This is a genomic window from Streptomyces sp. NPDC025651, assembly GCF_055558735.1.
In genome coordinates this window covers 305,164-325,168 of record NZ_JBVHLZ010000004.1, presented here as the reverse complement: position 1 = coordinate 325,168, position 20,005 = coordinate 305,164, and the positions used below count along the sequence as shown (strand labels likewise).

Sequence of the window (20,005 nt, the reverse complement as noted above, 5' to 3'; positions counted from 1 at the left end):
AACCGCATCGCCTCGGCCCCCCGGAACCGACCGGCCTCAGGACTTCGGCTGGAACGTCTTCGTGAAGGTCCGCCACGCGGCCTTCCGCTGCTCGCTCCCCCAGTCGTCGGCCTTGGCGGTGTACATCATTCCGTACCCGAGCCCGCCGTTGACGACGAAGCCCCGGTCGACCGAGCGGTACTTGGTGCCGCCCTCCACGTAGGTGAACTCCCAGTCGGCCGTGTTCCAGCCGCGGAAGTCCACCTTCTCTATCCGGATCCGGTCGTACTGCGACCGGACCATGAAGTTCTCCTGGTTCTTCCAGTCGCTGACCGGGTTGTCCTTGGGCGTGGACGTCCAGCCGATCAGCAGCTTCTGGCCGTCCGGCCCGCCGAACCGCGCCCCGGCCCGCCCCGTGGACTGGAACTTCCAGCCCTTGGGCAGCCCGATCTTGAAGCCCTGGGCGTGCTTGTACGTCGACGCGGCACCGTCCCCCGGCTTCTTGCCGTCGTCGCCCTTGCTCGGGTCGTGGCCCTCGCCCTCGTCGGGGTCCGCGCTCTCGTCCTTGGCCGGGTCCTTGCCCTGCTCGTCCCCGGAACCAGCGCCCTTGCCGGCGTCCTTGTCCTCGTCCTTGCCGGAGTCCTTGCCCTTGCCGTCGCCACCGGCACTCGCCCCGCTGGACGCGGCCTTGTCGCCACCCTTGCTGTCCTTGCCGGAACCGCCTTCGTCCCCGCCCGAGATCGCGAAGGCGAGCACCGTGCCGAGCACCGCGAGCACGGCCACCACGGACACGATCACCAGCGTCCGGCGCGGCACCACATCGGTGAGCGACGCCTTGGGCGGCACCCGCGGCGGCACGCCCCCCGCGTCGGACGGCGAACCGGCGGGCGCGGAGGCGGAGGTGGAGGCGGAGGTGGAAGCGGAGGTGGACGCCCCCGCACCGCGCGCGGTGGCCGAGGCCGCCGCCTTCCGCACGGACTGCAGGGCGCCCTTCAACCGCTCGGCGGCCTCCTCGGCCTTGCGCCCGGCGGAGGCGGAGGCAGCGGACACACCCCCGGCGCCCGCGGCGGCACCGGCCCCACCCGCGGCCTTGCCCGGCTTCGTCAGCCGGGCCGTCTTCGCCGGCTTGGGCGACTTCGGCGGCTTCGGCGGCGCGGGCGGCAGCGGGACCACCTTGGTCGCCTCCACCGGCTCCGGCTCCGCCTTGGGCTCCGGCGCGTGGATCACGTCCATCAGGAGCGCCCGCGCCCCCGTGTCGTCGAGCCGCTGCTCCGGGTCCTTGGCCAGAAGGCCGTAGATGACCTTCTCCAACGGTCCGGCGTTCACCGGCTGTTCGACGTCCTCGGTCATGACCGCGGTGAGGGTCGCGATGGCCGACCCCTTGTCGTACGGAGGGACGCCCTCCACCGCCGCGTACAGCAGACCGCCCAGCGACCACATGTCGGCCGCGGGCCCCGGCTTGTGCCCGCGCGCCCGCTCCGGAGCGATGTACGAGGGCGCGCCGACGAGCATGCCGGTGGACGTGATCGAGGGGTCGCCCTCGACCTGCGCGATGCCGAAGTCCGTCAGAACGACCCGGCCGTCCTCGGCGATCAGCACGTTCGACGGCTTCACGTCACGGTGCAGGATGCCCTCGCGGTGCGCGGACCGCAGCACGTCGAGCACGGCGAGGCCGACCTCGGCCGCCCGCCGCGGCGTGAGCAGCCCGTCCTCACGGATCGCCTCCGCAAGCGACTTGCCCTCGACCAGCTCCATCACGATCCACGGGCGGTCGTCCTCGTCGACCACGTCATAGACCGTCACGGCGCTGGTGTTGCGGATCCGCGCGATCGCCTTGGCCTCGCGCAACGTCCGCGTGATGAGACGCCGCTTCTCCTCCTCGTCGATGCTCGAGGGGAACCGCAGCTCCTTCACGGCGACCGTACGGCCCAGCGTCTCGTCCTTGGCGCGCCAGACCGTGCCCATGCCGCCGCGGCCGAGCACTTCTCCCAGCCGGTAGCGCCCGGCGAGGAGACGTTCGCTCTTGTCCTGACGGGCCTCACCCGTCTGCTCCGCGTCCGACATGCGTCCCCTCTGCTGCTACCGCTGCTACCCGAGCAACCCGCCCTGACAGAGCCTTCATTGTCCCTTACTCGGGGACCGGCCGGCGCCCAGGGTCCACCGTCCCTCATCAGCCTCACAACGGGGCCGGCACAGAGGGCACAGAGCACGCAGAACGCACAAGGCGCGCAAGACTGCCAGAGCGCTCGGCACATACGAGGCGCTCCTCCCTCGCCCACAACCTCCAAGAGCCTCCGGGCGTAATCCCCCGCGAACTCCAGCCGGAACCGGCGCGCCTGACCACCGAGTTCCGCCCCGCCCCCTGGCATCCCCCCTAGGCGAGCGGCACGATGTCCGGCGCCCCCAGCCGCGCCGCGTCCGCCGTCAGGTCGTCGGGCTGCCGCTGCGACTCGCGCTCGGCCTCCACCCGCTTCTCGTAGTGCTGCACCTCCCGTTCGATCTGGTCCTTGTCCCAGCCGAGGACCGGCGCCATCAACTCGGCGCACTCCCGGGCGCTGCGCGTACCCCGGTCGAACGTCTCGATCGAGATGCGCGTACGCCGCGTCAGCACGTCGTCGAGGTGCCGGGCGCCTTCGTGCGAAGCGGCGTAGACGACTTCGGCCCGCAGGTAGTCGTCGGCGCCCGTCAGCGGCTCGCCCAGCGTGGGGTCCGCGGTGACGAGTTCGAGCACTTCCTCGGCCAGCGAGCCGTACCGGTTCAACAGGTGCTCCACGCGCACCACATGAAGGCCCGTCCGGGCGGCGATCCTCGCGCGGGCGTTCCACAGCGCCTTGTACCCCTCGGCGCCGACCAGCGGGATGTCCTCCGTGACACAGTCGGCGACCCGCTGGTCCAGACCGTGCACCGCTTCGTCGACGGCGTCCTTGGCCATCACGCGGTACGTCGTGTACTTGCCGCCGGCGACGACCACCAGGCCGGGTGCCGGATGCGCGACCGTGTGCTCGCGGGACAGCTTGCTCGTGGCGTCCGACTCGCCGGCGAGCAGGGGACGCAGACCCGCGTACACCCCTTGGACGTCGTCGCGCGAAAGCGGCACCGAGAGCACCGAGTTCACGTGCTCGAGCAGATAGTCGATGTCGGCGCTGGAGGCGGCCGGGTGCGCCTTGTCCAGGTCCCAGTCCGTGTCGGTCGTCCCCACGATCCAGTGCCGTCCCCACGGGATGACGAAGAGGACGCTCTTCTCGGTGCGCAGGATCAGTCCGGTCGACGAGCTGATCCGGTCCTTGGGCACGACCAGGTGGATGCCCTTGGAGGCCCTGACGTGGAACTGGCCGCGCTCCCCCACCATCGCCTGGGTGTCGTCCGTCCACACGCCGGTCGCGTTCACGATCTGCTTGGCCCGGATCTCGTACTCCCCGCCGCCCTCCACGTCCTGCACCCGGGCGCCGACGACGCGCTCGCCCTCGCGCAGGAATCCGGTGACCCGCGCGCGGTTGGCGACCTTCGCGCCGTACGCCGCGGCGGTGCGCACCAGGGTGGCGACGTAGCGGGCGTCGTCCATCTGTGCGTCGTAGTACTGCATGGCGCCGACCAGGGCGTCCTTCTTCAGGCACGGGGCGACGCGCAGGGCGTGGCGGCGCGTCAGATGGCGGTGCAGGGGCAGGCCTCGGCCGTGGCCTCGGGACATCGACATGGCGTCGTAGAGCGCGACGCCCGATCCGGCGTACAACCTCTCCCAGCCCTTGTGCTGCAAGGGGTAGAGGAAGGGCACCGGCTTCACGAGGTGCGGGGCGAGCCGCTCCAGGAGCAGGCCGCGCTCCTTCAGCGCCTCCCGCACGAGCGCGAAGTCGAGCATCTCCAGATAGCGCAGCCCGCCGTGGATCAGCTTGCTCGACCGGCTCGACGTGCCCGAAGCCCAGTCCCTCGCCTCGACCAGGCCGGTGGACAGGCCGCGGGTCACCGCGTCGAGGGCCGTTCCCGCGCCGACCACTCCCGCGCCCACGACCAGGACGTCCAGCTCCCGGTCGGCCATTCCCGCAAGTGACTCGGCACGCTCCGCCGGCCCCAGTGTCGCTGTCCTCACCGCTGCCTCCCGTTGAGATCGGGTGTGGTCGGACTCACATCATGCCCAGATTTCGGCGCCGCCCGCTGATCGCGACCCCAGCCTGTGGACAACACTCCGGAGCCCGACGCGGGACAATGCCGCAAATCGGTCATATTTACTCCTAGTCTGACATTGCGCTGGTCCGCCTTGTCCACAGGGCTTGCGCGCTCGTCCCGCTCCGGCTATTGGGAGGACGGCCCACCGCCATGCCCGCAGATCTCGCCGTCATCGGTCTCGGCCACCTCGGCCTGCCCCTCGCCCAGGCCGCCGTCGCACACGGCGTCGCCACCATCGGCTACGACCCCGTCCGCGCCACCGACCTGGCCGGCGGCCGCCTGCCCTGCGACGGCGCGGAAGGCGCCCTCACCGCCGCCGACGTCCGCCGGATGCTCTCGGGGGGCTTCCGGCCGACCACCAACCCCGTCGAACTCGGCAGGGTCCGCACCGCCGTCATCTGCGCCCCCACGCCACCGGCCGCCGACCGCTCGCTCGACCTGAGCCAGGTGGCCGAGGCCGCACGGGCACTGGCCGCACGCCTGCGCCCGCACACCACCGTGATCCTCGAATCCCCCGCCTACCCGGGGACCACCGAGGAATTCCTCCGCCCCATCCTGGAGACCGGCTCGGGCCTGCGCGCGGGGCGCGACTTCCACCTGGCCTACTCCCCCGGCCGCCTCGACCCCGGCAACCGCACCCACGGTTACGCCACCACCCCCAAGGTCATCGGCGGCCTCACCCCGGCCTGCACCGAGTCGGCCGCCGCCTTCTACGGCCGCCTCACCGACAAGGTCGTCCGCGCCCGGGGCCCCCGCGAGGCCGAGACCGTGCACCTCCTGGAGACCAACTACCGGCACGTGAACATGGCCCTGGTCAACGAAATGGCGGTGCTCTGCCACGACCTCGGCATCGACCTGTGGGACGTCATCCGCTGCGCCGAGACCAAGCCCTTCGGCTTCCAGGCCTTCCGCCCCGGACCCGGCGTCGGCGGCCACGGCGTCCCGCTCGACATCCCGACCCCCTCGCGCGGCGCCCGCCCCCTGCGCATGGTCGAACTGGCCCAGCAGGTCAACGACCGCATGCCGCAGTACGTCATCCAGCGCGCGGCGACCCTGCTCAACGAACACGGCAAGTCCGCCCGCGGCGCCCGCGTCCTCCTGCTCGGCGTGACCTACAAGCCCGACCTCGCCGACCAGCAGGGCGCCCCCGCCCAGGAGGTGGCGACCCGCCTCATGGAGCTGGGCGCGGCCGTCAGCTACCACGACCCCTACGTCCCCAACTGGAGCGTCCTCGGCCGCCCCGTCCCGCGCGCGGACTCCCTCTACGAGGCGGCCGCCGACGCCGACCTCACGATCCTGCTCCAGCACCACCGCACGTACGACCTGCAGGGTCTGGCCGTGAAGGCGCAGTTGCTCCTCGACACCCGGGGGGCGACGCCCGCAGGCGCGGCCCACCGCCTGTAGGCACGCACGCGTGCCCGCACACGCGCGTGGGGCCCGGACGCATCGGCGTCCGGGCCCCACCTCAGTCACACGCTCTGCTCAGCGCGGCGTCACCGCTTGTGCTGGGCGTCCGCGACCGTCACCTCGACGCGCTGGAACTCCTTGAGCTCGCTGTAGCCCGTCGTCGCCATCGCGCGGCGCAGCGCTCCGAAGAAGTTCATCGAGCCGTCCGGGATGTGCGACGGCCCCGTGAGGATCTCCTCGGTCGTGCCGACCGTGCCCAGGTCGACCTTCTTGCCGCGCGGCACGTCCTCGTGGACGGCCTCCATGCCCCAGTGGTGGCCCTTGCCGGGCGCGTCCGTGGCGCGGGCCAGCGGGGAGCCCATCATGACGGAGTCGGCACCGCACGCGATGGCCTTGGGCAGGTCGCCGGACCAGCCCACGCCGCCGTCGGCGATGACGTGCACGTACCGGCCGCCGGACTCGTCCATGTAGTCGCGGCGGGCGGCCGCGACGTCGGCGACGGCGGTGGCCATCGGCACCTGGATGCCCAGGACGTTGCGCGTGGTGTGCGCGGCGCCGCCGCCGAAGCCGACCAGGACACCCGCGGCGCCCGTGCGCATCAGGTGCAGGGCGGCGGTGTAGGTGGCGCAGCCGCCCACGATGACCGGCACGTCGAGCTCGTAGATGAACTGCTTCAGGTTGAGCGGCTCGGCGGCACCGGAGACGTGCTCCGCGGAGACGGTGGTGCCGCGGATCACGAAGATGTCGACGCCCGCGTCCACGACGGCCTTGGAGAACTCGGCGGTGCGCTGCGGCGAGAGCGCGGCGGCGGTCACGACGCCCGAGTCGCGCACCTCCTTGATGCGCTGCCCGATCAGGTCGGCCTTGATCGGGGCCGCGTAGATCTCCTGGAGGCGCCGGGTCGCGGTCTCCGCGTCCAGCTCGGCGATCTCGTCGAGCAGCGGCTGCGGGTCCTCGTACCGCGTCCAGAGGCCCTCGAGGTTGAGGACGCCGAGGCCGCCCAGCTCACCGATGCGGATGGCCGTCTGCGGGGAGACCACCGAGTCCATGGGGGCGGCCAGGAAGGGCAGCTCGAAGCGGTAGGCGTCGATCTGCCACGCGATCGAGACCTCCTTCGGGTCGCGGGTGCGCCGGCTCGGTACGACGGCGATGTCGTCGAAGGCGTACGCGCGGCGGCCGCGCTTGCCGCGCCCGATCTCGATCTCAGTCACGTTGTGGGGCCTTTCCCTCTTGGTCTGCCTGTCCAGTATCCCCGACACACACGGGAGGGGCGGCCCCGGTGATCGGGACCGCCCCATCCACGCGCGCGTGGAGCCGGAAAACTACTTACTACGGCTGTAGTTCGGCGCCTCGACCGTCATCTGGATGTCGTGCGGGTGGCTCTCCTTGAGACCCGCGGACGTGATGCGTACGAAGCGGCCGTTGGCCTGCAGGTCCGGGACGGTGCGCCCGCCCACGTAGAACATCGACTGGCGCAGACCGCCCACCAGCTGGTGGACGACCGCCGAGAGCGGGCCGCGGTAGGGGACCTGGCCCTCGATGCCCTCGGGCACCAGCTTCTCGTCGGAGGCGACGCCCTCCTGGAAGTAGCGGTCCTTGGAGAAGGACTTCTGCTCGCCGCGCGACTGCATGGCGCCGAGCGAACCCATGCCGCGGTACGACTTGAACTGCTTGCCGTTGATGAAGAGCAGCTCTCCGGGGGACTCCTCGCAGCCGGCGAGCAGCGAGCCCAGCATGACCGTGTCCGCACCGGCGACGAGCGCCTTGGCGATGTCTCCGGAGTACTGCAGGCCGCCGTCGCCGATGACCGGGACACCGGCCTCCTTGGCGGCGAGCGAGGCCTCGTAGATGGCGGTGACCTGCGGGACACCGATACCGGCGACGACACGCGTCGTACAGATGGAGCCCGGTCCCACGCCGACCTTGATGCCGTCGACACCGGAGTCGATGAGCGCCTTGGCGCCGTCACGCGTGGCGATGTTGCCGCCGATGACGTCCACGCCGGGGGCGTCGGACTTGATCTTGGCGACCATGTCGCCGACCAGGCGGGAGTGGCCGTGCGCGGTGTCGACGACGATGAAGTCGACGCCCGCCGCGACCAGGGCCTGGGCCCGCTCGAAGGCGTCGCCCGCGACGCCGACGGCGGCGCCGACCAGGAGGCGGCCTTCCTTGTCCTTGGCGGCGTTCGGGTACTTCTCGGCCTTCACGAAGTCCTTGACCGTGATGAGGCCCTTGAGCACGCCCGCGTCGTCGACCAGCGGAAGCTTCTCGATCTTGTGGCGGCGCAGCAGCTCCATGGCGTCGACGCCGGAGATGCCGACCTTGCCGGTCACGAGCGGCATGGGCGTCATGACCTCGCGCACCTGGCGCGAGCGGTCCGACTCGAAGGCCATGTCGCGGTTGGTGACGATGCCGAGCAGCTTGCCCGCGGCGTCGGTCACCGGGACGCCGCTGATGCGGAACTTCGCGCAGATCGCGTCGGCCTCGGCCAGCGTCGCGTCCGGGTGCACCGTGATCGGGTCGGTGACCATGCCGGACTCGGAGCGCTTGACCAGGTCGACCTGGTTGGCCTGGTCGGCGATGGAGAGGTTGCGGTGCAGCACACCGACGCCGCCCTGCCGCGCCATGGCGATCGCCATGCGGGACTCGGTGACCTTGTCCATCGCCGCGGACAGCAGCGGAACGTTCACCCGGACGTTCTTCGAGACGAGCGAGGAAGTGTCGATCTGGTCGGGCGCCATGTCCGACGCGCCCGGCAGCAGCAGCACGTCGTCGTAGGTCAGCCCGAGTGTCGCGAATTTCTCGGGCACTCCGTCGACGTTTGCAGTCATGACACCTTCCCCAAATGGCCTTGATCGGTGCGGATGTCCATGCTAACGGGATCCGAGGGTGTCTCATTCCACGATCAAGATCATCCGTGAGCTTTGTACGTTCCTACGTCGCCGCCTACTGCTCGGCGAGCGCCCGCAGACGGCTCAGCGCCCGGTGCTGGGCCACGCGCACCGCCCCGGGTGACATCCCCAACATCTGGCCGGTCTCCTCGGCCGTGAGCCCGACGGCGATCCGCAGGAGCAGCAGCTCGCGCTGGTTCTCCGGAAGGTTGGCGAGGAGCTTCTTGGCCCACTCCGCATCGCTGCTGAGCAGGGCGCGCTCCTCCGGTCCGAGCGAGTCGTCGGGACGCTCGGGCATCTCGTCGGAGGGCACGGCCGTGGATCCCGGGTGCCGCATCGCCGCGCGCTGCAGATCGGCCACCTTGTGCGCGGCGATCGCGAAGACGAAGGCCTCGAAGGGGCGCCCCGTGTCCTTGTAGCGCGGCAGGGCGAGCAGCACCGCGACGCAGACTTCCTGCGCCAGGTCCTCCACGAAGTGCCGTGCGTCACCCGGCAGTCGGGACAGCCGGGTGCGGCAGTAGCGCAGCGCGAGGGGATGGACATGCGCGAGGAGGTCGTGCGTGGCCTGCTCGTCGCCCTCCACGGCGCGAAGGACGAGGGCACCGATCACCGTCGTCTTGTCATCGCGCATCGGTCCATGGTGCCTTGGCGTCGACTGATCCGTGGCACCGCGTCCGTAGTTGTGCACTGAAGCGTTATGAGCAGGTGCGCCGGAACTCATCTCCTGCGCCCTCCCCTCCCGCTCGATCGACTCGTCCCCGAGGAACTCCACACATCAAGGATGCGGCATCGGCGACGAAACAAGCAGCGGCGGGCGTCCGTCACCCCGCCCACCGCACGGCGGGCGGGGATCGCCGTCCCCCCGCGGCGACACACTTAGCGGACCAGGCCCCAGCGGAAACCGAGGGCCACCGCGTGCGCCCGGTCCGAGGCGCCGAGCTTCTTGAAGAGCCGCCTGGCGTGCGTCTTCACGGTGTCCTCGGAGAGGAAGAGCTCGCGCCCGATCTCCGCGTTCGAGCGGCCGTGGCTCATGCCTTCGAGGACCTGGATCTCACGCGCGGTGAGCGTGGGCGCGGCGCCCATCTCGGCCGAGCGGAGCCTGCGCGGGGCGAGCCGCCACGTCGGGTCGGCGAGGGCCTGCGTGACGGTCGCGCGCAGCTCCGCACGCGAGGCGTCCTTGTGCAGATAGCCCCTGGCACCGGCGGCCACCGCGAGCGCGACCCCGTCCAGGTCCTCGGCGACGGTGAGCATGATGATGCGTGCACCGGGGTCGGCGGACAGCAGCCGCCGCACGGTCTCGACGCCGCCCAGACCGGGCATGCGTACGTCCATCAGAATCAGGTCCGAGCGGTCGGCGCCCCAGCGGCGGAGGACTTCCTCGCCGTTGGCCGCCGTCGTCACACGCTCGACGCCGGGCACGGTCGCGACCGCGCGGCGGAGCGCCTCTCGGGCAAGCGGGGAGTCGTCGCAGACGAGGACCGATGTCATGACTGTCCTCCGCGGCTCTCACAGCTGCTGCGCGTCACCTTGAGCCTCCAGGCTGGTACATATTCGTCACCTGTGCGGTTGACGCTCTCGGACACCTGCCCGAGCGCTTGTTCTTTCAACCGCCTCGCACTCTCAACGACGGTCACCCGAAAGAGTTACGGGGCGATCGGCCACCTTCGACACTCTACGTGAGGGCGCGGACACAGCGCAGAGCGCGCGAGAGACCCTCAACCTTTCATCACAAGCTATGCCCCATTTAGCGGCATTTCTTCCCTTTTGCTGGTGTCTGTGGCTAGATTCGCAATGAGTCATATTTTCATCTCCTTAGACAGTAGATGTACGGTCATGGGCACCGTATCCGCGTCAGAACGGCATCAAGGGGACCAGCAATGGCAGATTTCTCCCGCCTTCCCGGACCGAACGCAGATCTGTGGGACTGGCAGCTCCTCGCGGCCTGCCGCGGGGTCGACAGCTCGCTCTTCTTCCACCCGGAGGGCGAGCGGGGAGCGGCGCGCAGCGCACGTGAGAACTCCGCCAAGGAGGTCTGCATGCGGTGCCCGGTGCGCGCGGAGTGCGCCGCTCACGCACTCGCGGTGCGCGAGCCGTACGGCGTATGGGGCGGATTGACCGAGGACGAGCGCGAAGAACTCATGGGACGCGCGCGCCACCGTCTCGTCACGGCGTCCGCCTCTGCGGGCAGAGCCGCCGTCTCACACGGCTGAAGGAACGTTTCTTCGAAACGGTGAATCGAATGCGGCGCAGGGAATTCCGAGGCGGGCCCCGCGGCTCCGTCAGCGGGCCGCGGCCCGCGCGAGGTGGTCCAGCGTGGCGGCGACGGCCGGCACCTGCGCCAGGTCCGGCAGTGTGAGCGCGACGATCTCCCGCCGCACGGCGGGCTCCACCGTCACGGTGCGGGCACCCCTGGGGCGCACCGACTCGATCGCGAGCTCGGGCAGCACCGCCACCCCCAGGCCCGCGCCGACCAGGCCGATCACGGCCGGATAGTCGTCGGTCGCGAAGTCGATCCGGGGCGCGAAGCCCGCGCTCTCGCAGACCTCCACCAGCTGTCTGCGGCAGCGGGGGCAGCCCGCGATCCAGGGCTCGTCGGCGAACTCCCCGATGGTCACCGCGCCCGCCTCGGCGAGTCGGTGCCCCTCGGGCACGAGGCCGACGAGCCGGTCCGCGAGCAGCGGGCGCACGACGAGGTCCTCCCACTCCTCCGCGGCGGACGCGCCGTCGCCCTCCCGGCTCCCACCACCGCTCTTTCCCTGCGGCGCGTCGCGCCGCCCCTCATACCGAAAGGCCAGCGCCACGTCGCAGTCGCCCTCGCGCAGCATCTCCACCGAGCGCGGCGGCTCGGCCTCCACGAGGGAGACGCGCGTGCCCGGGTGGGCCGCGCGGAGCGCCGCGAGCGCGCCGGGGACCAGCGTCGAACTGCCGCTGGGGAAAGAAACCAGCCGCACCCGGCCCGCGCGCAGGCCCGCGATGGCGGCGACCTCCTCCTCCGCGGCGGTGAGCCCGGCGAGGATGCCCGCGGCGTGCCGGACCAGGGCCTCGCCCGCCTGCGTCAGGCGCATCTCACGGCCGGTGCGGATCAGGAGCGGTGTGCCGGTCGAGGCTTCGAGGGCCTTCATCTGCTGGCTGACCGCGGGCTGGGTGCAGCCGAGCTCGCGGGCCGCGGCCGAGAAGGAGCCGGTGGCTGCCACGGCGCGCAGGACACGGAGATGACGGGCCTCGATCATGATTCGAGCATAAGCGACGCTTGGGCATGGCGCGAAATATCGCATCGCACCTTTGAGATCTTCCGCCTAGCCTGCCTCCATGGAGCTTCTCTCGGTAAATCTGGGCCGACCCAAGGCCGTCGAGTACACCGACGCACCCACCGGCACCGCCATCGACAAGCAACCCGCGCAGGGACCGGTCAGGGTGACCGCGCCCGGCGCCAAGGGCGTCGGCGGAAGCGGCCTCGCCGGCGACGAGATCTGCGACCGCCGACGGCACGGCGGCGACGACCAGGCCGTGTACGCGTACGCCCGTGAAGACCTCGACGCCTGGGAGCGCGCCCTTGAACGGCCGCTGTGCCACGGCGTGTTCGGCGAGAACCTCACGACGTCCGGTGTCGACGTGAGCGGCGCGAAGATCGGCGAGCGCTGGCGGGTCGGCCCGGACCTGCTGCTCGAAGTGACGAGCTCGCGCATCCCCTGCCGCACGTTCCAGGAGCACCTCGACGAGAAGGGGTGGATGAAGCGGTTCACGCGGCAGGGTGCGCCGGGCGCCTATCTGCGGGTGATCGAGCCCGGTGAGATCCAGGCCGGTGACACCGTCGAGATCGTGCACAGGCCGGAGCACGAGATCACCGTCTCCCTCTACTTCCGGGCCGTCACGACGGAGCAGGAGCTGCTGCCGCGGCTGCTCGAGGCGGGCGACGCGCTGCACCCCGAGGCGACCGAGCGGGCGCACACCTACCTCGCGAAGTACGCGCAACACAGCGGTCACTAGATCTCACTAGCCTTGGTCCATGACTACGGCTCTGATTACGGGATCAACCGCCGGCATCGGCGCCGCCTTCGCGCGGCGCCTCGCCGGTGACGGGCACAACCTCGTTCTGGTGGCGCGCGACACCGAGCGACTGCACGAGCAGGCGACCGAACTGCACGACCGGCACGGCATCGAGGCGGAGGTGCTGACCGCGGACCTCTCGACGGACGAGGGCATCGAGTCCGTCGAGAAGCGCCTCTCGCACCGCAGGGACCCGGTCGACCTGCTGATCAACAACGCCGGATTCGGCAACAAGGGCCGTTATCTGGAGGTCTCGCTCAGCGACGAGCTGACCATGCTCAAGGTGCACTGCGAGGCGGTGCTCCGGCTGACGTCGGCCGCCGCGGAGTCGATGCGGGAGCGCGGCCGCGGCGGCGTCGTGAACGTCGCGTCGGTGGCGGCGTTCGTGCCGCGCGGGACGTACGGCGCGTCGAAGGCCTGGATCGTGCAGTTCACCCAGGGCGCGGCGAAGGACCTGGCGGGGTCCGGGGTGCGGATGATGGCGCTGTGCCCCGGCTTCGTCCGCACGGAGTTCCACCAGCGGGCCGGGATGGGCACGTCCAACATCCCCGGCTGGATGTGGCTCGAGGCGGACAAGCTGGTCGCGGCGGCACTGACCGACCTGTCCCGCGGCAAGACCCTGTCGATCCCCGACCCGAGGTACAAGGCCCTGATGGGCGTGGTGAAGCTGACCCCGCGGGGGCTGCTGGGCGGTGTCACGTCTCGCACGGGCCGCAAGTACGGCCCGCAGTAGCTTCCGGAGCGGGACTGCGTCTGCCGAGGCCCGTCGGTCGCCGGCTGCGGGTCGTGGTCCGTCCCTCGCGCAGTTCCCCGCGCCCCTTCGGGGCGCCCGAAAACACCGAGGTCCGGTTTTCCCCCGTGAGGGAAAACCGGACCTCGGTCACAGGCTCAGGTCAGTGCGAGTGACCGTGGCCGTGACCGGCCTCGGCCTCCTCCTCCGCCGGCTTCTCGACGACCAGGGTCTCGGTCGTGAGGAGCAGGGAGGCGATGGACGCGGCGTTCTCCAGCGCGGAGCGCGTGACCTTGACCGGGTCGATGACGCCGGCCTTGACCAGGTCGCCGTACTCACCGGTGGCGGCGTTGAAGCCGAAGCCCTTGTCGAGCTCGGCGACCTTCGAGGTGATGACGTAGCCCTCGAGGCCGGCGTTCTCGGCGATCCAGCGCAGCGGCTCGACGGCGGCGCGGCGGACGACCGCGACACCGGTGGCCTCGTCGCCGTCCTTGCCGAGGTTGCCCTCGAGGACCTTGACGGCGTGCACCAGAGCGGAGCCACCACCGGAGACGATGCCCTCCTCGACCGCGGCGCGGGTCGCGGAGATGGCGTCCTCCAGACGGTGCTTCTTCTCCTTCAGCTCCACCTCGGTGGCGGCGCCGACCTTGATCACGCACACGCCGCCGGCCAGCTTCGCGAGGCGCTCCTGGAGCTTCTCACGGTCCCAGTCGGAGTCCGTGGCGTCGATCTCGGCCTTGATCTGGGCGACGCGGCCCTCGACGTCACCGGCGTTGCCGCCGCCGTCGACGATCGTCGTGTCGTCCTTGGTGATGGTGACGCGGCGGGCGGTGCCGAGCACGTCCAGGCCGACCTGGTCGAGCTTGAGGCCGACCTCTTCGGCGATGACGGTGCCGCCGGTGAGGGTGGCGATGTCACCGAGCATGGCCTTGCGGCGGTCGCCGAAGCCGGGGGCCTTCACCGCGACGGCGTTGAAGGTGCCGCGGATCTTGTTCACGACCAGGGTCGACAGGGCCTCGCCCTCGACGTCCTCGGCGATGATCAGGAGCGGCTTCGAGGCGTTGGCCTGGATGACCTTCTCGAGCAGCGGCAGGAGGTCCTGGATGGAGGAGATCTTGCCCTGGTGGATCAGGATGTACGGGTCGTCGAGGACGGCCTCCATACGCTCCTGGTCGGACACCATGTACGGGGACAGGTAACCCTTGTCGAAGGCCATGCCCTCGGTGAAGTCGAGCTCCAGGCCGAAGGTGTTGGACTCCTCGACGGTGATGACACCGTCCTTGCCGACCTTGTCCATCGCCTCGGCGATGAGCTCGCCGACCTGCGGGTCCTGGGCCGACAGACCGGCGACGGCCGCGATGTCGGCCTTGTCGTCGATCGGACGGGCGGTGGCGAGGAGCTCCTCGGAGACGGCCGCGACGGCGGCGTCGATGCCCTTCTTCAGGGCGGCCGGGGAGGCGCCCGCGGCGACGTTGCGCAGGCCTTCCTTGACCAGGGCCTGGGCGAGCACGGTGGCGGTGGTGGTGCCGTCACCAGCGATGTCGTTGGTCTTGGTCGCCACCTCCTTCACCAGCTGGGCGCCGAGGTTCTCGTACGGGTCCTCGACCTCGACCTCACGGGCGATGGTGACGCCGTCGTTGGTGATGGTCGGGGCACCGAACTTCTTGTCGATGACGACGTTGCGGCCGCGGGGGCCGATCGTCACCTTGACCGTGTCGGCAAGCTTGTTGACGCCGCGCTCAAGGGCGCGACGGGCGTCCTCGTCGAACTTCAGGATCTTCGCCATGGGAGCGATTCAGCCCTCTCGAAAACTCGGGTGAACGAACCGCGCCCCTCGCCGCCCGGCAATCAGCGGGGTGACCAGGGGCGCAGCTCAAAAGCAAATCTGCTGGTGAAGCAGGTGAAGCGGTGAATTACTTCTCGACGATCGCGAGCACGTCGCGAGCCGAGAGGACGAGGTACTCGTCGCCGTTGTACTTCACCTCGGTGCCGCCGTACTTGCTGTACAGCACGACATCGCCGACCTTGACGTCGAGCGGCAGGCGCTCGCCGTTCTCGAAGCGGCCCGGGCCCACGGCGAGGACGGCGCCCTCCTGGGGCTTCTCCTTCGCGGTGTCCGGAATGACCAGGCCGGAGGCCGTGGTCTGCTCGGCGTCGAGCGGCTGGACCACAATGCGGTCCTCGAGCGGCTTGATGGCAACCTTGGAGCTGGCGGTCGTCACGATCCGGTCTCCCCCTTCGGAGATCTCACGGGGTTAAGAGTCTGAGTGTGGCGACCAGGTGGATCCGTCGTCGCGGGTGCCGGACCTGCCCGTCGCTGTTGGCACTCTCCAGTGGTGAGTGCCAGAAGCGAGACTAGGACGGGGATTAGCACTCGGTCAAGCGGAGTGCCAATCGACTGCGTCGGGCTTTACGGGGATGGGGTGCCCCCTGGCGAGGTCGGCGCCTCTGTGGCCTTGCCTGGGCAACGTGTTCTGTGGGCCTGCGGTTCCTTGCCCGCGGCACGGGGCCGCCTCGTTTCCCCTTGCCCGGCAGGTGGGGCCGTGCCCACCCGTTCCGCCGTGCGGAACGCCTGCCCACAGCCGGGACCAGCCTGTCCCGGCGGCTTTCGTTGCGGCATCTTCTGGGCCGCCTTTCTGCCCAGCCTCTCGATCGGGTCCACCGATTCCGCGCAGCCCGTGAGGAGCGTGGGCGCGAGGACGCCGCACAGCAGGGCCCCGGCGAGGAGGCGGCGGCGCGCCCACGCCCGGGGGGTCACAGGTAGTCCTCCAGCCTGGCCACCGCGTACCCCTTGTCCGTGACCGTCTTCATGACCCGGCGGACCATGTCGGGCATGGTGCCCTTCCAGTCCTCGCGCCCCCGGAAGTGCGTGAGGATGATGTCGCCGGGGTGCAGGTCCCGGTCCCACTCGCGCCACTCCATGTGGTCCGCGAAGGCCTCCGACGCCCACAGCGGCACCGCCTTGACGCCGCAGGACTTGGCGGCGCGCAGGGTGTCGACGTCGTAGTTGCCGTAGGGCGGACGGAAGAGCTCGGGCCGCTTGCCGTAGCGCTTCTCGATGGTGTCCTGCATGCCGCAGATCTCGCGGCGCTGCGCCTCGTACGAAAGCGCGGGCATGTAGCGGTGGTTGAGGGTGTGGTTGTTCAGGGAGACGCCGCGGTCCTGCATCTTCTTGAAGTAGGCGTAATCCTCCTTGACCAGGTAGTCGCTGAGGAACGCGGTGTACGGGATCTTCAGGTCGCTCATCATCTTCAGCAGCGCCGGGTCCTTCTCGGCGCCGTCGTCGATGGTCAGGAAGACGACCTTCTCCGTGGTCGGGATCGTCGTGAAGACGGGCGGCAGGCTCGACTGACCCTTGACCTCGAAGCCCTTGCGGGTGGTGATCCGCGGCTTGGTCTTCGGCGCCGGCGGCGCGACCAGCGGTGTCCTGGCCAGGCCCCAGCGCTTGGCGGCCGCGGCGCGTGCGGCCTGGGCCGCGCCGAGCTTCTGGGCGTAGGAGTCCAGGGCGCGGGCGGGCGGGGCCTGGAGCGGCTGCTGGCCGTGGGCGGGCTTCACGGCATCGGAGTCGCCCCCGGAGGCACAGCCCGACGCGATCGCGGCGACGGTCAGGACCGCCAGCGCGGTACGTGTCCGGTTCTTCCGCCTTCCGGCGGATTCCTCGTTTTGTCGTACTAGTTGCATGGCGCCGGATCCTCGCAGCTCAAGGCCCCTTCGAGGGGCCGACACCGCCACCGGCCGCGCACCATCCACCGACTGGCCCACAATGGGGCAGGTGAACGACCCGAACACGCCGAGCAGCCTCGACGACCCCCTCGCCGCCTTCGCCGCCCTGCTCACCGAGGAGGGCCGGGCCCTGCTCGACGAGGTGCGGGACGTCGAGCCCGCCCAGGAGCTCGCCGCCGCCACCCGGCTGCGCCGCGAGCACCCGGCGCCGCTGGTCTCGGCCGCCCTGGCCCAGGCGCGGCTGCGGCAGCGGGCCGCGGCGAAGTTCGGTGCCGAGGACGCGGCCCGGATGTTCTTCACGCCGAACGGCGTCGAGCAGGCGACGCGCACGTCCGTCGCCGCCTACCGCGCCGAGCGGTTCAAGACCGCCGGCGTGCGGTCCGTCGCCGACCTCTGCTGCGGCATCGGCGGCGACGCGCTCGCCCTCGCGCGGGTCGGCATCTCCGTGCTCGCCGTCGACCGTTCTCCGCTGACCTGCGCCGTCGCCCGCGCCAACGCCGAGGCGCTCGGTCTCTCCGAGCTGATCGAGGTCCGCGAGGCCGATGTCACCGAGGTGGACACGTCCGCGTACGACGCGGTGTTCGTGGACCCGGCGCGCCGGGGCGGACGCGGGCGGATCTTCGACCCCGAGGCCTACTCGCCGCCCCTGTCCTGGGCGGTCGCGGCGGCGCTCGAGGCCCCGCGTGCCGCGCTGAAGATCGCCCCCGGCATTCCCCACGAGGCGGTCCCCGCCGAGGCGGAGGCCGAGTGGATCTCGGACGGCGGCGACGTGAAGGAGGCCGTGCTGTGGTTCGGCACGGACGCGCCCTCCTCGCACCGCGCGACGCTCCTGCCCGGCGGCGCCACCCTGTGGACCTCGCTCGACGCGATGCCGCCCGACCCCGAGGTGCGGCCCGTGGGGCGTTACCTGTACGAGCCCGACGGCGCCGTCATCCGCGCCCACCTGGTCGCCCGGGTCGCCGAGGAGGTGGCGGGCGGGCTGGTCGACGAGACCATCGCGTACGTCACCTCCGACGAGCGCCACGACACCGCGTACGCGACCGCGTACGAGATCACCGACCAACTCCCCTTCAACGTGAAGAAGTTGAAGGCCCTGCTGCGGGAGCGGGAGGTCGGCATCCTGACGGTGAAGAAGCGGGGGTCGGCGGTGGAGCCGGAGGAGCTGCGGAAGAAGGTGAAGCCGCAGGGCAAGAACGCGGCGACTGTTTTCATGACGCGGGTGGCGGGGGCGCCGACGATGCTGATCGGCCACCCGGCCCCGTAAGGGGCGCGGGGAGCTGCGCGACCAGCCACAACGAACCCGCGGCCAACGCCTCAGCAGTCGGCCGCCCGAGCCAAGAGCAATTCCCGCTCCCTCTCGTTCCGCGCCAGCGACGCCGCCCGTTCGAACTCCGCCCGCGCCTCGGCCCGTCGGCCGAGGCGGGCAAGGAGATCACCCCGCACGCTGGGCAGCAAGTGGTAGGCCTTCAGGGCCGGTTCGGCGGCGAGTGCGTCGACCAGGGCCAGGCCCGCCTCAGGCCCCTCGCCCATCGAGACCGCGACGGCGCGGTTCAGTTCGACCACCGGGGACGGGGCGCGGGCCGCGAGCAGGTCGTAGAGGGCGGCGATCTGCCGCCAGTCGGTCTCCTCGTACGTGTGCGCGTGGGTGTGGCAGGCGGCGATGGCGGCCTGCAGCGCGTACGAGCCGAGAGGGCCCTGTGCCGCCGCCTGCGCGCGGGCCAGGGCGGCGTACCCGCGCCGGATCAGCATCTGGTTCCAGCGGGTCCTGTTCTGGTCCTTGAGCAGTACCGGCTCGCCGGACGGGCCCGTGCGCGCCGCCGAGCGCGACGCCTGGAGCTCCAACAGCGCGGCCAGGCCGTGCACTTCGGACTCCTTGGGCATCAGCCCCGCGAGCACGCGCACCAGCCGCAGCGCGTCCTCGCACAGGGCGGGGCGCAGCAGGTCGTCGCCCGCCGTGGCCGCGTACCCCTCGTTGAAGATGAGGTAAATGACCTCCAGGACCGAGCCGAGGCGGGCCTCGCGGTCCGGGCCGTACGGGACCTCGAAGGCGACGCCCCTGGCGGCGAGGGTGCGCTTGGCCCGCACGATGCGCTGCGCCACGGTCGGCTCCGGCGCGAGCACGGCGCGGGCGATCTCCGCGGTGGTCAGACCGCCGAGCAGGCGCAGGGTCAGCGCCACGCGGGCCTCCGTGGAGAGCACCGGGTGGCAGGCGGTGAAGACGAGGCGGAGCAGGTCGTCGTCGATGGCTTCGGGGTCGGCGAGTTCGGCGGGCTCGTCCCCGTGGGGCGGCGCGGTCTCCAGGTCACGGCCCATCTCCGCCAGCTTGCGGGCGTAGCGCTCACGGCGGCGCACCAGGTCGACGGCGCGGTGCTTGGCGGCGGTCATGAGCCAGGCGCCCGGGTTGTCGGGGACGCCCCGCTCGGGCCACTGTTCGAGGGCCGCCACCAGGGCGTCCTGCGCCAACTCCTCGGCGATGCCGACGTCTCGTACGATCCGCGCGACGCCGGCGATGATGCGCGGCGACTCCATGCGGAAGACCGTTTCGACGGTGTCGGGCGTGGTGCGGCGGGGGTGCTCCGGCGGATGGCTCACGGCCATCCATCAGAGCACCCCCGCGCCGCCCCGGCAAAGGCGCGCCGGGGAGCCGGGGTCCGGCCCCGGCGGTCAGCAGCCGCCGGCCTCCTCGATCTCCCGCACCTCCGCGGTGATCGTCCAGTAGTCCTCGTGGGTCCTCAGGAACCGCTTGGTCCACTCGATCGCCTCGGCCTTGTCCTTGGCCTGCACGAGGGAGTAGCCGCCGATGACCTCCTTGGTCTCGGTGAACGGGCCGTCGGTGACCGACAGTTCACCCTTGTCCCAGGTCACGCGGGCGCCCTCGGAGGTCGGCCGGAGGCCCGCGGTGTCGAGCATCACCCCGGCCTTGGTGATCTCCTCGAGCAGCGCGCCCATGCGCTCCTGCAGCTCGGGGCTCGGGCCGCCCTCGGGCACGTTGTTCTCGTCGATGCGGATCATCGTCAGAAAGCGCGGCATGGTGGTCTCCCGTCAGGTGGCGGCGGGGCTTCTTCCC

At 71.0% G+C, this 20,005-nt stretch carries 17 protein-coding genes; 5 read left to right on the top strand and 12 right to left on the bottom strand.

Features of this window, described 5'->3' with window-relative positions:
- Positions 1 to 36 precede the first annotated feature (36 nt).
- Together ACZ4D5_RS17875 and ACZ4D5_RS17870 are read right to left on the bottom strand one after the other, a co-directional pair.
- A complete protein-coding gene (locus ACZ4D5_RS17875) occupies positions 37 to 2,043 on the bottom strand; it encodes a serine/threonine-protein kinase (protein ID WP_467773295.1) in 2,007 nt (668 codons plus the stop codon).
- A gap of 310 nt (positions 2,044 to 2,353) precedes the next feature.
- On the bottom strand, positions 2,354 to 4,063 hold the full coding sequence (locus tag ACZ4D5_RS17870) for a glycerol-3-phosphate dehydrogenase/oxidase (RefSeq protein WP_467773294.1): 1,710 nt from the start codon (positions 4,061 to 4,063) through the stop codon (positions 2,354 to 2,356).
- A gap of 227 nt (positions 4,064 to 4,290) precedes the next feature.
- Here ACZ4D5_RS17870 and ACZ4D5_RS17865 point away from each other — a divergent pair, with 227 nt between their 5' ends.
- Positions 4,291 to 5,544 carry a nucleotide sugar dehydrogenase gene (locus ACZ4D5_RS17865; protein WP_467773293.1) on the top strand — a complete coding sequence of 418 codons (1,254 nt, stop codon included), beginning with the start codon at positions 4,291 to 4,293 and terminating at the stop codon, positions 5,542 to 5,544.
- Between the two features lie 89 nt (positions 5,545 to 5,633).
- Here the strand turns inward: ACZ4D5_RS17865 and ACZ4D5_RS17860 are convergent, their stop codons facing one another.
- From ACZ4D5_RS17860 to ACZ4D5_RS17845, 4 genes are all read right to left on the bottom strand, one after another.
- Positions 5,634 to 6,758, bottom strand: a complete 1,125-nt coding sequence (locus tag ACZ4D5_RS17860; protein ID WP_362332478.1) for a GuaB3 family IMP dehydrogenase-related protein — start codon at positions 6,756 to 6,758, stop codon at positions 5,634 to 5,636.
- A gap of 111 nt (positions 6,759 to 6,869) precedes the next feature.
- Positions 6,870 to 8,378 (bottom strand): IMP dehydrogenase, encoded by a 1,509-nt coding sequence (gene guaB, locus ACZ4D5_RS17855; protein WP_467773292.1) that lies wholly within the window; start codon positions 8,376 to 8,378, stop codon positions 6,870 to 6,872.
- A 115-nt stretch (positions 8,379 to 8,493) separates the two neighbouring features.
- Complete coding sequence (locus ACZ4D5_RS17850) at positions 8,494 to 9,069, bottom strand: sigma-70 family RNA polymerase sigma factor (RefSeq protein ID WP_127909693.1); 576 nt, start codon at positions 9,067 to 9,069, stop codon at positions 8,494 to 8,496.
- Between the two features lie 245 nt (positions 9,070 to 9,314).
- Positions 9,315 to 9,926, bottom strand: coding sequence for a response regulator transcription factor (locus tag ACZ4D5_RS17845; RefSeq protein WP_003948568.1), 612 nt, complete (start codon positions 9,924 to 9,926; stop codon positions 9,315 to 9,317).
- 389 nt (positions 9,927 to 10,315) lie between these two features.
- Here ACZ4D5_RS17845 and ACZ4D5_RS17840 point away from each other — a divergent pair, with 389 nt between their 5' ends.
- A complete protein-coding gene (locus ACZ4D5_RS17840; protein ID WP_467773291.1) occupies positions 10,316 to 10,648 on the top strand; it encodes a WhiB family transcriptional regulator in 333 nt (110 codons plus the stop codon).
- Between the two features lie 69 nt (positions 10,649 to 10,717).
- On the opposite strand, the gene ACZ4D5_RS17835 is transcribed toward ACZ4D5_RS17840, so the two are convergent.
- The gene (locus ACZ4D5_RS17835) at positions 10,718 to 11,668 is read right to left on the bottom strand and encodes a LysR family transcriptional regulator (protein ID WP_467773290.1); all 951 of its coding nucleotides are present in this window, start codon (positions 11,666 to 11,668) and stop codon (positions 10,718 to 10,720) included.
- 79 nt (positions 11,669 to 11,747) lie between these two features.
- Here ACZ4D5_RS17835 and ACZ4D5_RS17830 point away from each other — a divergent pair, with 79 nt between their 5' ends.
- Positions 11,748 to 12,425 carry an MOSC domain-containing protein gene (locus ACZ4D5_RS17830; RefSeq protein ID WP_467773289.1) on the top strand — a complete coding sequence of 226 codons (678 nt, stop codon included), beginning with the start codon at positions 11,748 to 11,750 and terminating at the stop codon, positions 12,423 to 12,425.
- A 19-nt stretch (positions 12,426 to 12,444) separates the two neighbouring features.
- Positions 12,445 to 13,218, top strand: coding sequence for an SDR family NAD(P)-dependent oxidoreductase (locus ACZ4D5_RS17825; protein ID WP_467773288.1), 774 nt, complete (start codon positions 12,445 to 12,447; stop codon positions 13,216 to 13,218).
- Between the two features lie 160 nt (positions 13,219 to 13,378).
- Here ACZ4D5_RS17825 and groL read toward each other — a convergent pair whose 3' ends face one another.
- The 3 genes from groL to ACZ4D5_RS17810 all read right to left on the bottom strand — a co-directional run bounded on the left by groL (position 13,379) and on the right by ACZ4D5_RS17810 (position 16,896).
- Positions 13,379 to 15,001: a chaperonin GroEL gene (groL, locus tag ACZ4D5_RS17820; protein ID WP_467773287.1), complete on the bottom strand. Its 1,623-nt coding sequence runs from the start codon at positions 14,999 to 15,001 to the stop codon at positions 13,379 to 13,381.
- Between the two features lie 127 nt (positions 15,002 to 15,128).
- Complete coding sequence (gene groES, locus ACZ4D5_RS17815) at positions 15,129 to 15,437, bottom strand: co-chaperone GroES (protein ID WP_006347174.1); 309 nt, start codon at positions 15,435 to 15,437, stop codon at positions 15,129 to 15,131.
- Between the two features lie 532 nt (positions 15,438 to 15,969).
- Positions 15,970 to 16,896 carry a polysaccharide deacetylase family protein gene (locus tag ACZ4D5_RS17810; RefSeq protein WP_467773286.1) on the bottom strand — a complete coding sequence of 309 codons (927 nt, stop codon included), beginning with the start codon at positions 16,894 to 16,896 and terminating at the stop codon, positions 15,970 to 15,972.
- An 82-nt stretch (positions 16,897 to 16,978) separates the two neighbouring features.
- Between ACZ4D5_RS17810 and ACZ4D5_RS17805 the strand changes: the two genes are divergently transcribed.
- Positions 16,979 to 18,202: a class I SAM-dependent methyltransferase gene (locus ACZ4D5_RS17805; protein ID WP_467773285.1), complete on the top strand. Its 1,224-nt coding sequence runs from the start codon at positions 16,979 to 16,981 to the stop codon at positions 18,200 to 18,202.
- A 50-nt stretch (positions 18,203 to 18,252) separates the two neighbouring features.
- On the opposite strand, the gene ACZ4D5_RS17800 is transcribed toward ACZ4D5_RS17805, so the two are convergent.
- The gene (locus tag ACZ4D5_RS17800) at positions 18,253 to 19,536 is read right to left on the bottom strand and encodes an RNA polymerase sigma factor (RefSeq protein WP_467773284.1); all 1,284 of its coding nucleotides are present in this window, start codon (positions 19,534 to 19,536) and stop codon (positions 18,253 to 18,255) included.
- A gap of 66 nt (positions 19,537 to 19,602) precedes the next feature.
- A complete protein-coding gene (locus tag ACZ4D5_RS17795; protein ID WP_467773283.1) occupies positions 19,603 to 19,968 on the bottom strand; it encodes a YciI family protein in 366 nt (121 codons plus the stop codon).
- Positions 19,969 to 20,005: the final 37 nt, after the last annotated feature.

Excerpts from the sequence above, each read along its gene's own strand:
- ACZ4D5_RS17795 (WP_467773283.1), bottom strand. The coding sequence starts at position 19,968 with ATGCCGCGCTTTCTGACGATGATCCGCATCGACGAGAACAACGTGCCC.
- ACZ4D5_RS17865 (WP_467773293.1), top strand. The coding sequence starts at position 4,291 with ATGCCCGCAGATCTCGCCGTCATCGGTCTCGGCCACCTCGGCCTGCCC.
- ACZ4D5_RS17875 (WP_467773295.1), bottom strand. The coding sequence starts at position 2,043 with ATGTCGGACGCGGAGCAGACGGGTGAGGCCCGTCAGGACAAGAGCGAA.
- ACZ4D5_RS17845 (WP_003948568.1), bottom strand. The coding sequence starts at position 9,926 with ATGACATCGGTCCTCGTCTGCGACGACTCCCCGCTTGCCCGAGAGGCG.
- ACZ4D5_RS17805 (WP_467773285.1), top strand. The coding sequence starts at position 16,979 with ATGGGGCAGGTGAACGACCCGAACACGCCGAGCAGCCTCGACGACCCC.
- groL (WP_467773287.1), bottom strand. The coding sequence starts at position 15,001 with ATGGCGAAGATCCTGAAGTTCGACGAGGACGCCCGTCGCGCCCTTGAG.
- ACZ4D5_RS17810 (WP_467773286.1), bottom strand. The coding sequence starts at position 16,896 with ATGCAACTAGTACGACAAAACGAGGAATCCGCCGGAAGGCGGAAGAAC.
- ACZ4D5_RS17825 (WP_467773288.1), top strand. The coding sequence starts at position 12,445 with ATGACTACGGCTCTGATTACGGGATCAACCGCCGGCATCGGCGCCGCC.
- ACZ4D5_RS17835 (WP_467773290.1), bottom strand. The coding sequence starts at position 11,668 with ATGATCGAGGCCCGTCATCTCCGTGTCCTGCGCGCCGTGGCAGCCACC.
- ACZ4D5_RS17800 (WP_467773284.1), bottom strand. The coding sequence starts at position 19,536 with ATGGCCGTGAGCCATCCGCCGGAGCACCCCCGCCGCACCACGCCCGAC.
- guaB (WP_467773292.1), bottom strand. The coding sequence starts at position 8,378 with ATGACTGCAAACGTCGACGGAGTGCCCGAGAAATTCGCGACACTCGGG.
- ACZ4D5_RS17840 (WP_467773291.1), top strand. The coding sequence starts at position 10,316 with ATGGCAGATTTCTCCCGCCTTCCCGGACCGAACGCAGATCTGTGGGAC.
- ACZ4D5_RS17830 (WP_467773289.1), top strand. The coding sequence starts at position 11,748 with ATGGAGCTTCTCTCGGTAAATCTGGGCCGACCCAAGGCCGTCGAGTAC.
- ACZ4D5_RS17850 (WP_127909693.1), bottom strand. The coding sequence starts at position 9,069 with ATGCGCGATGACAAGACGACGGTGATCGGTGCCCTCGTCCTTCGCGCC.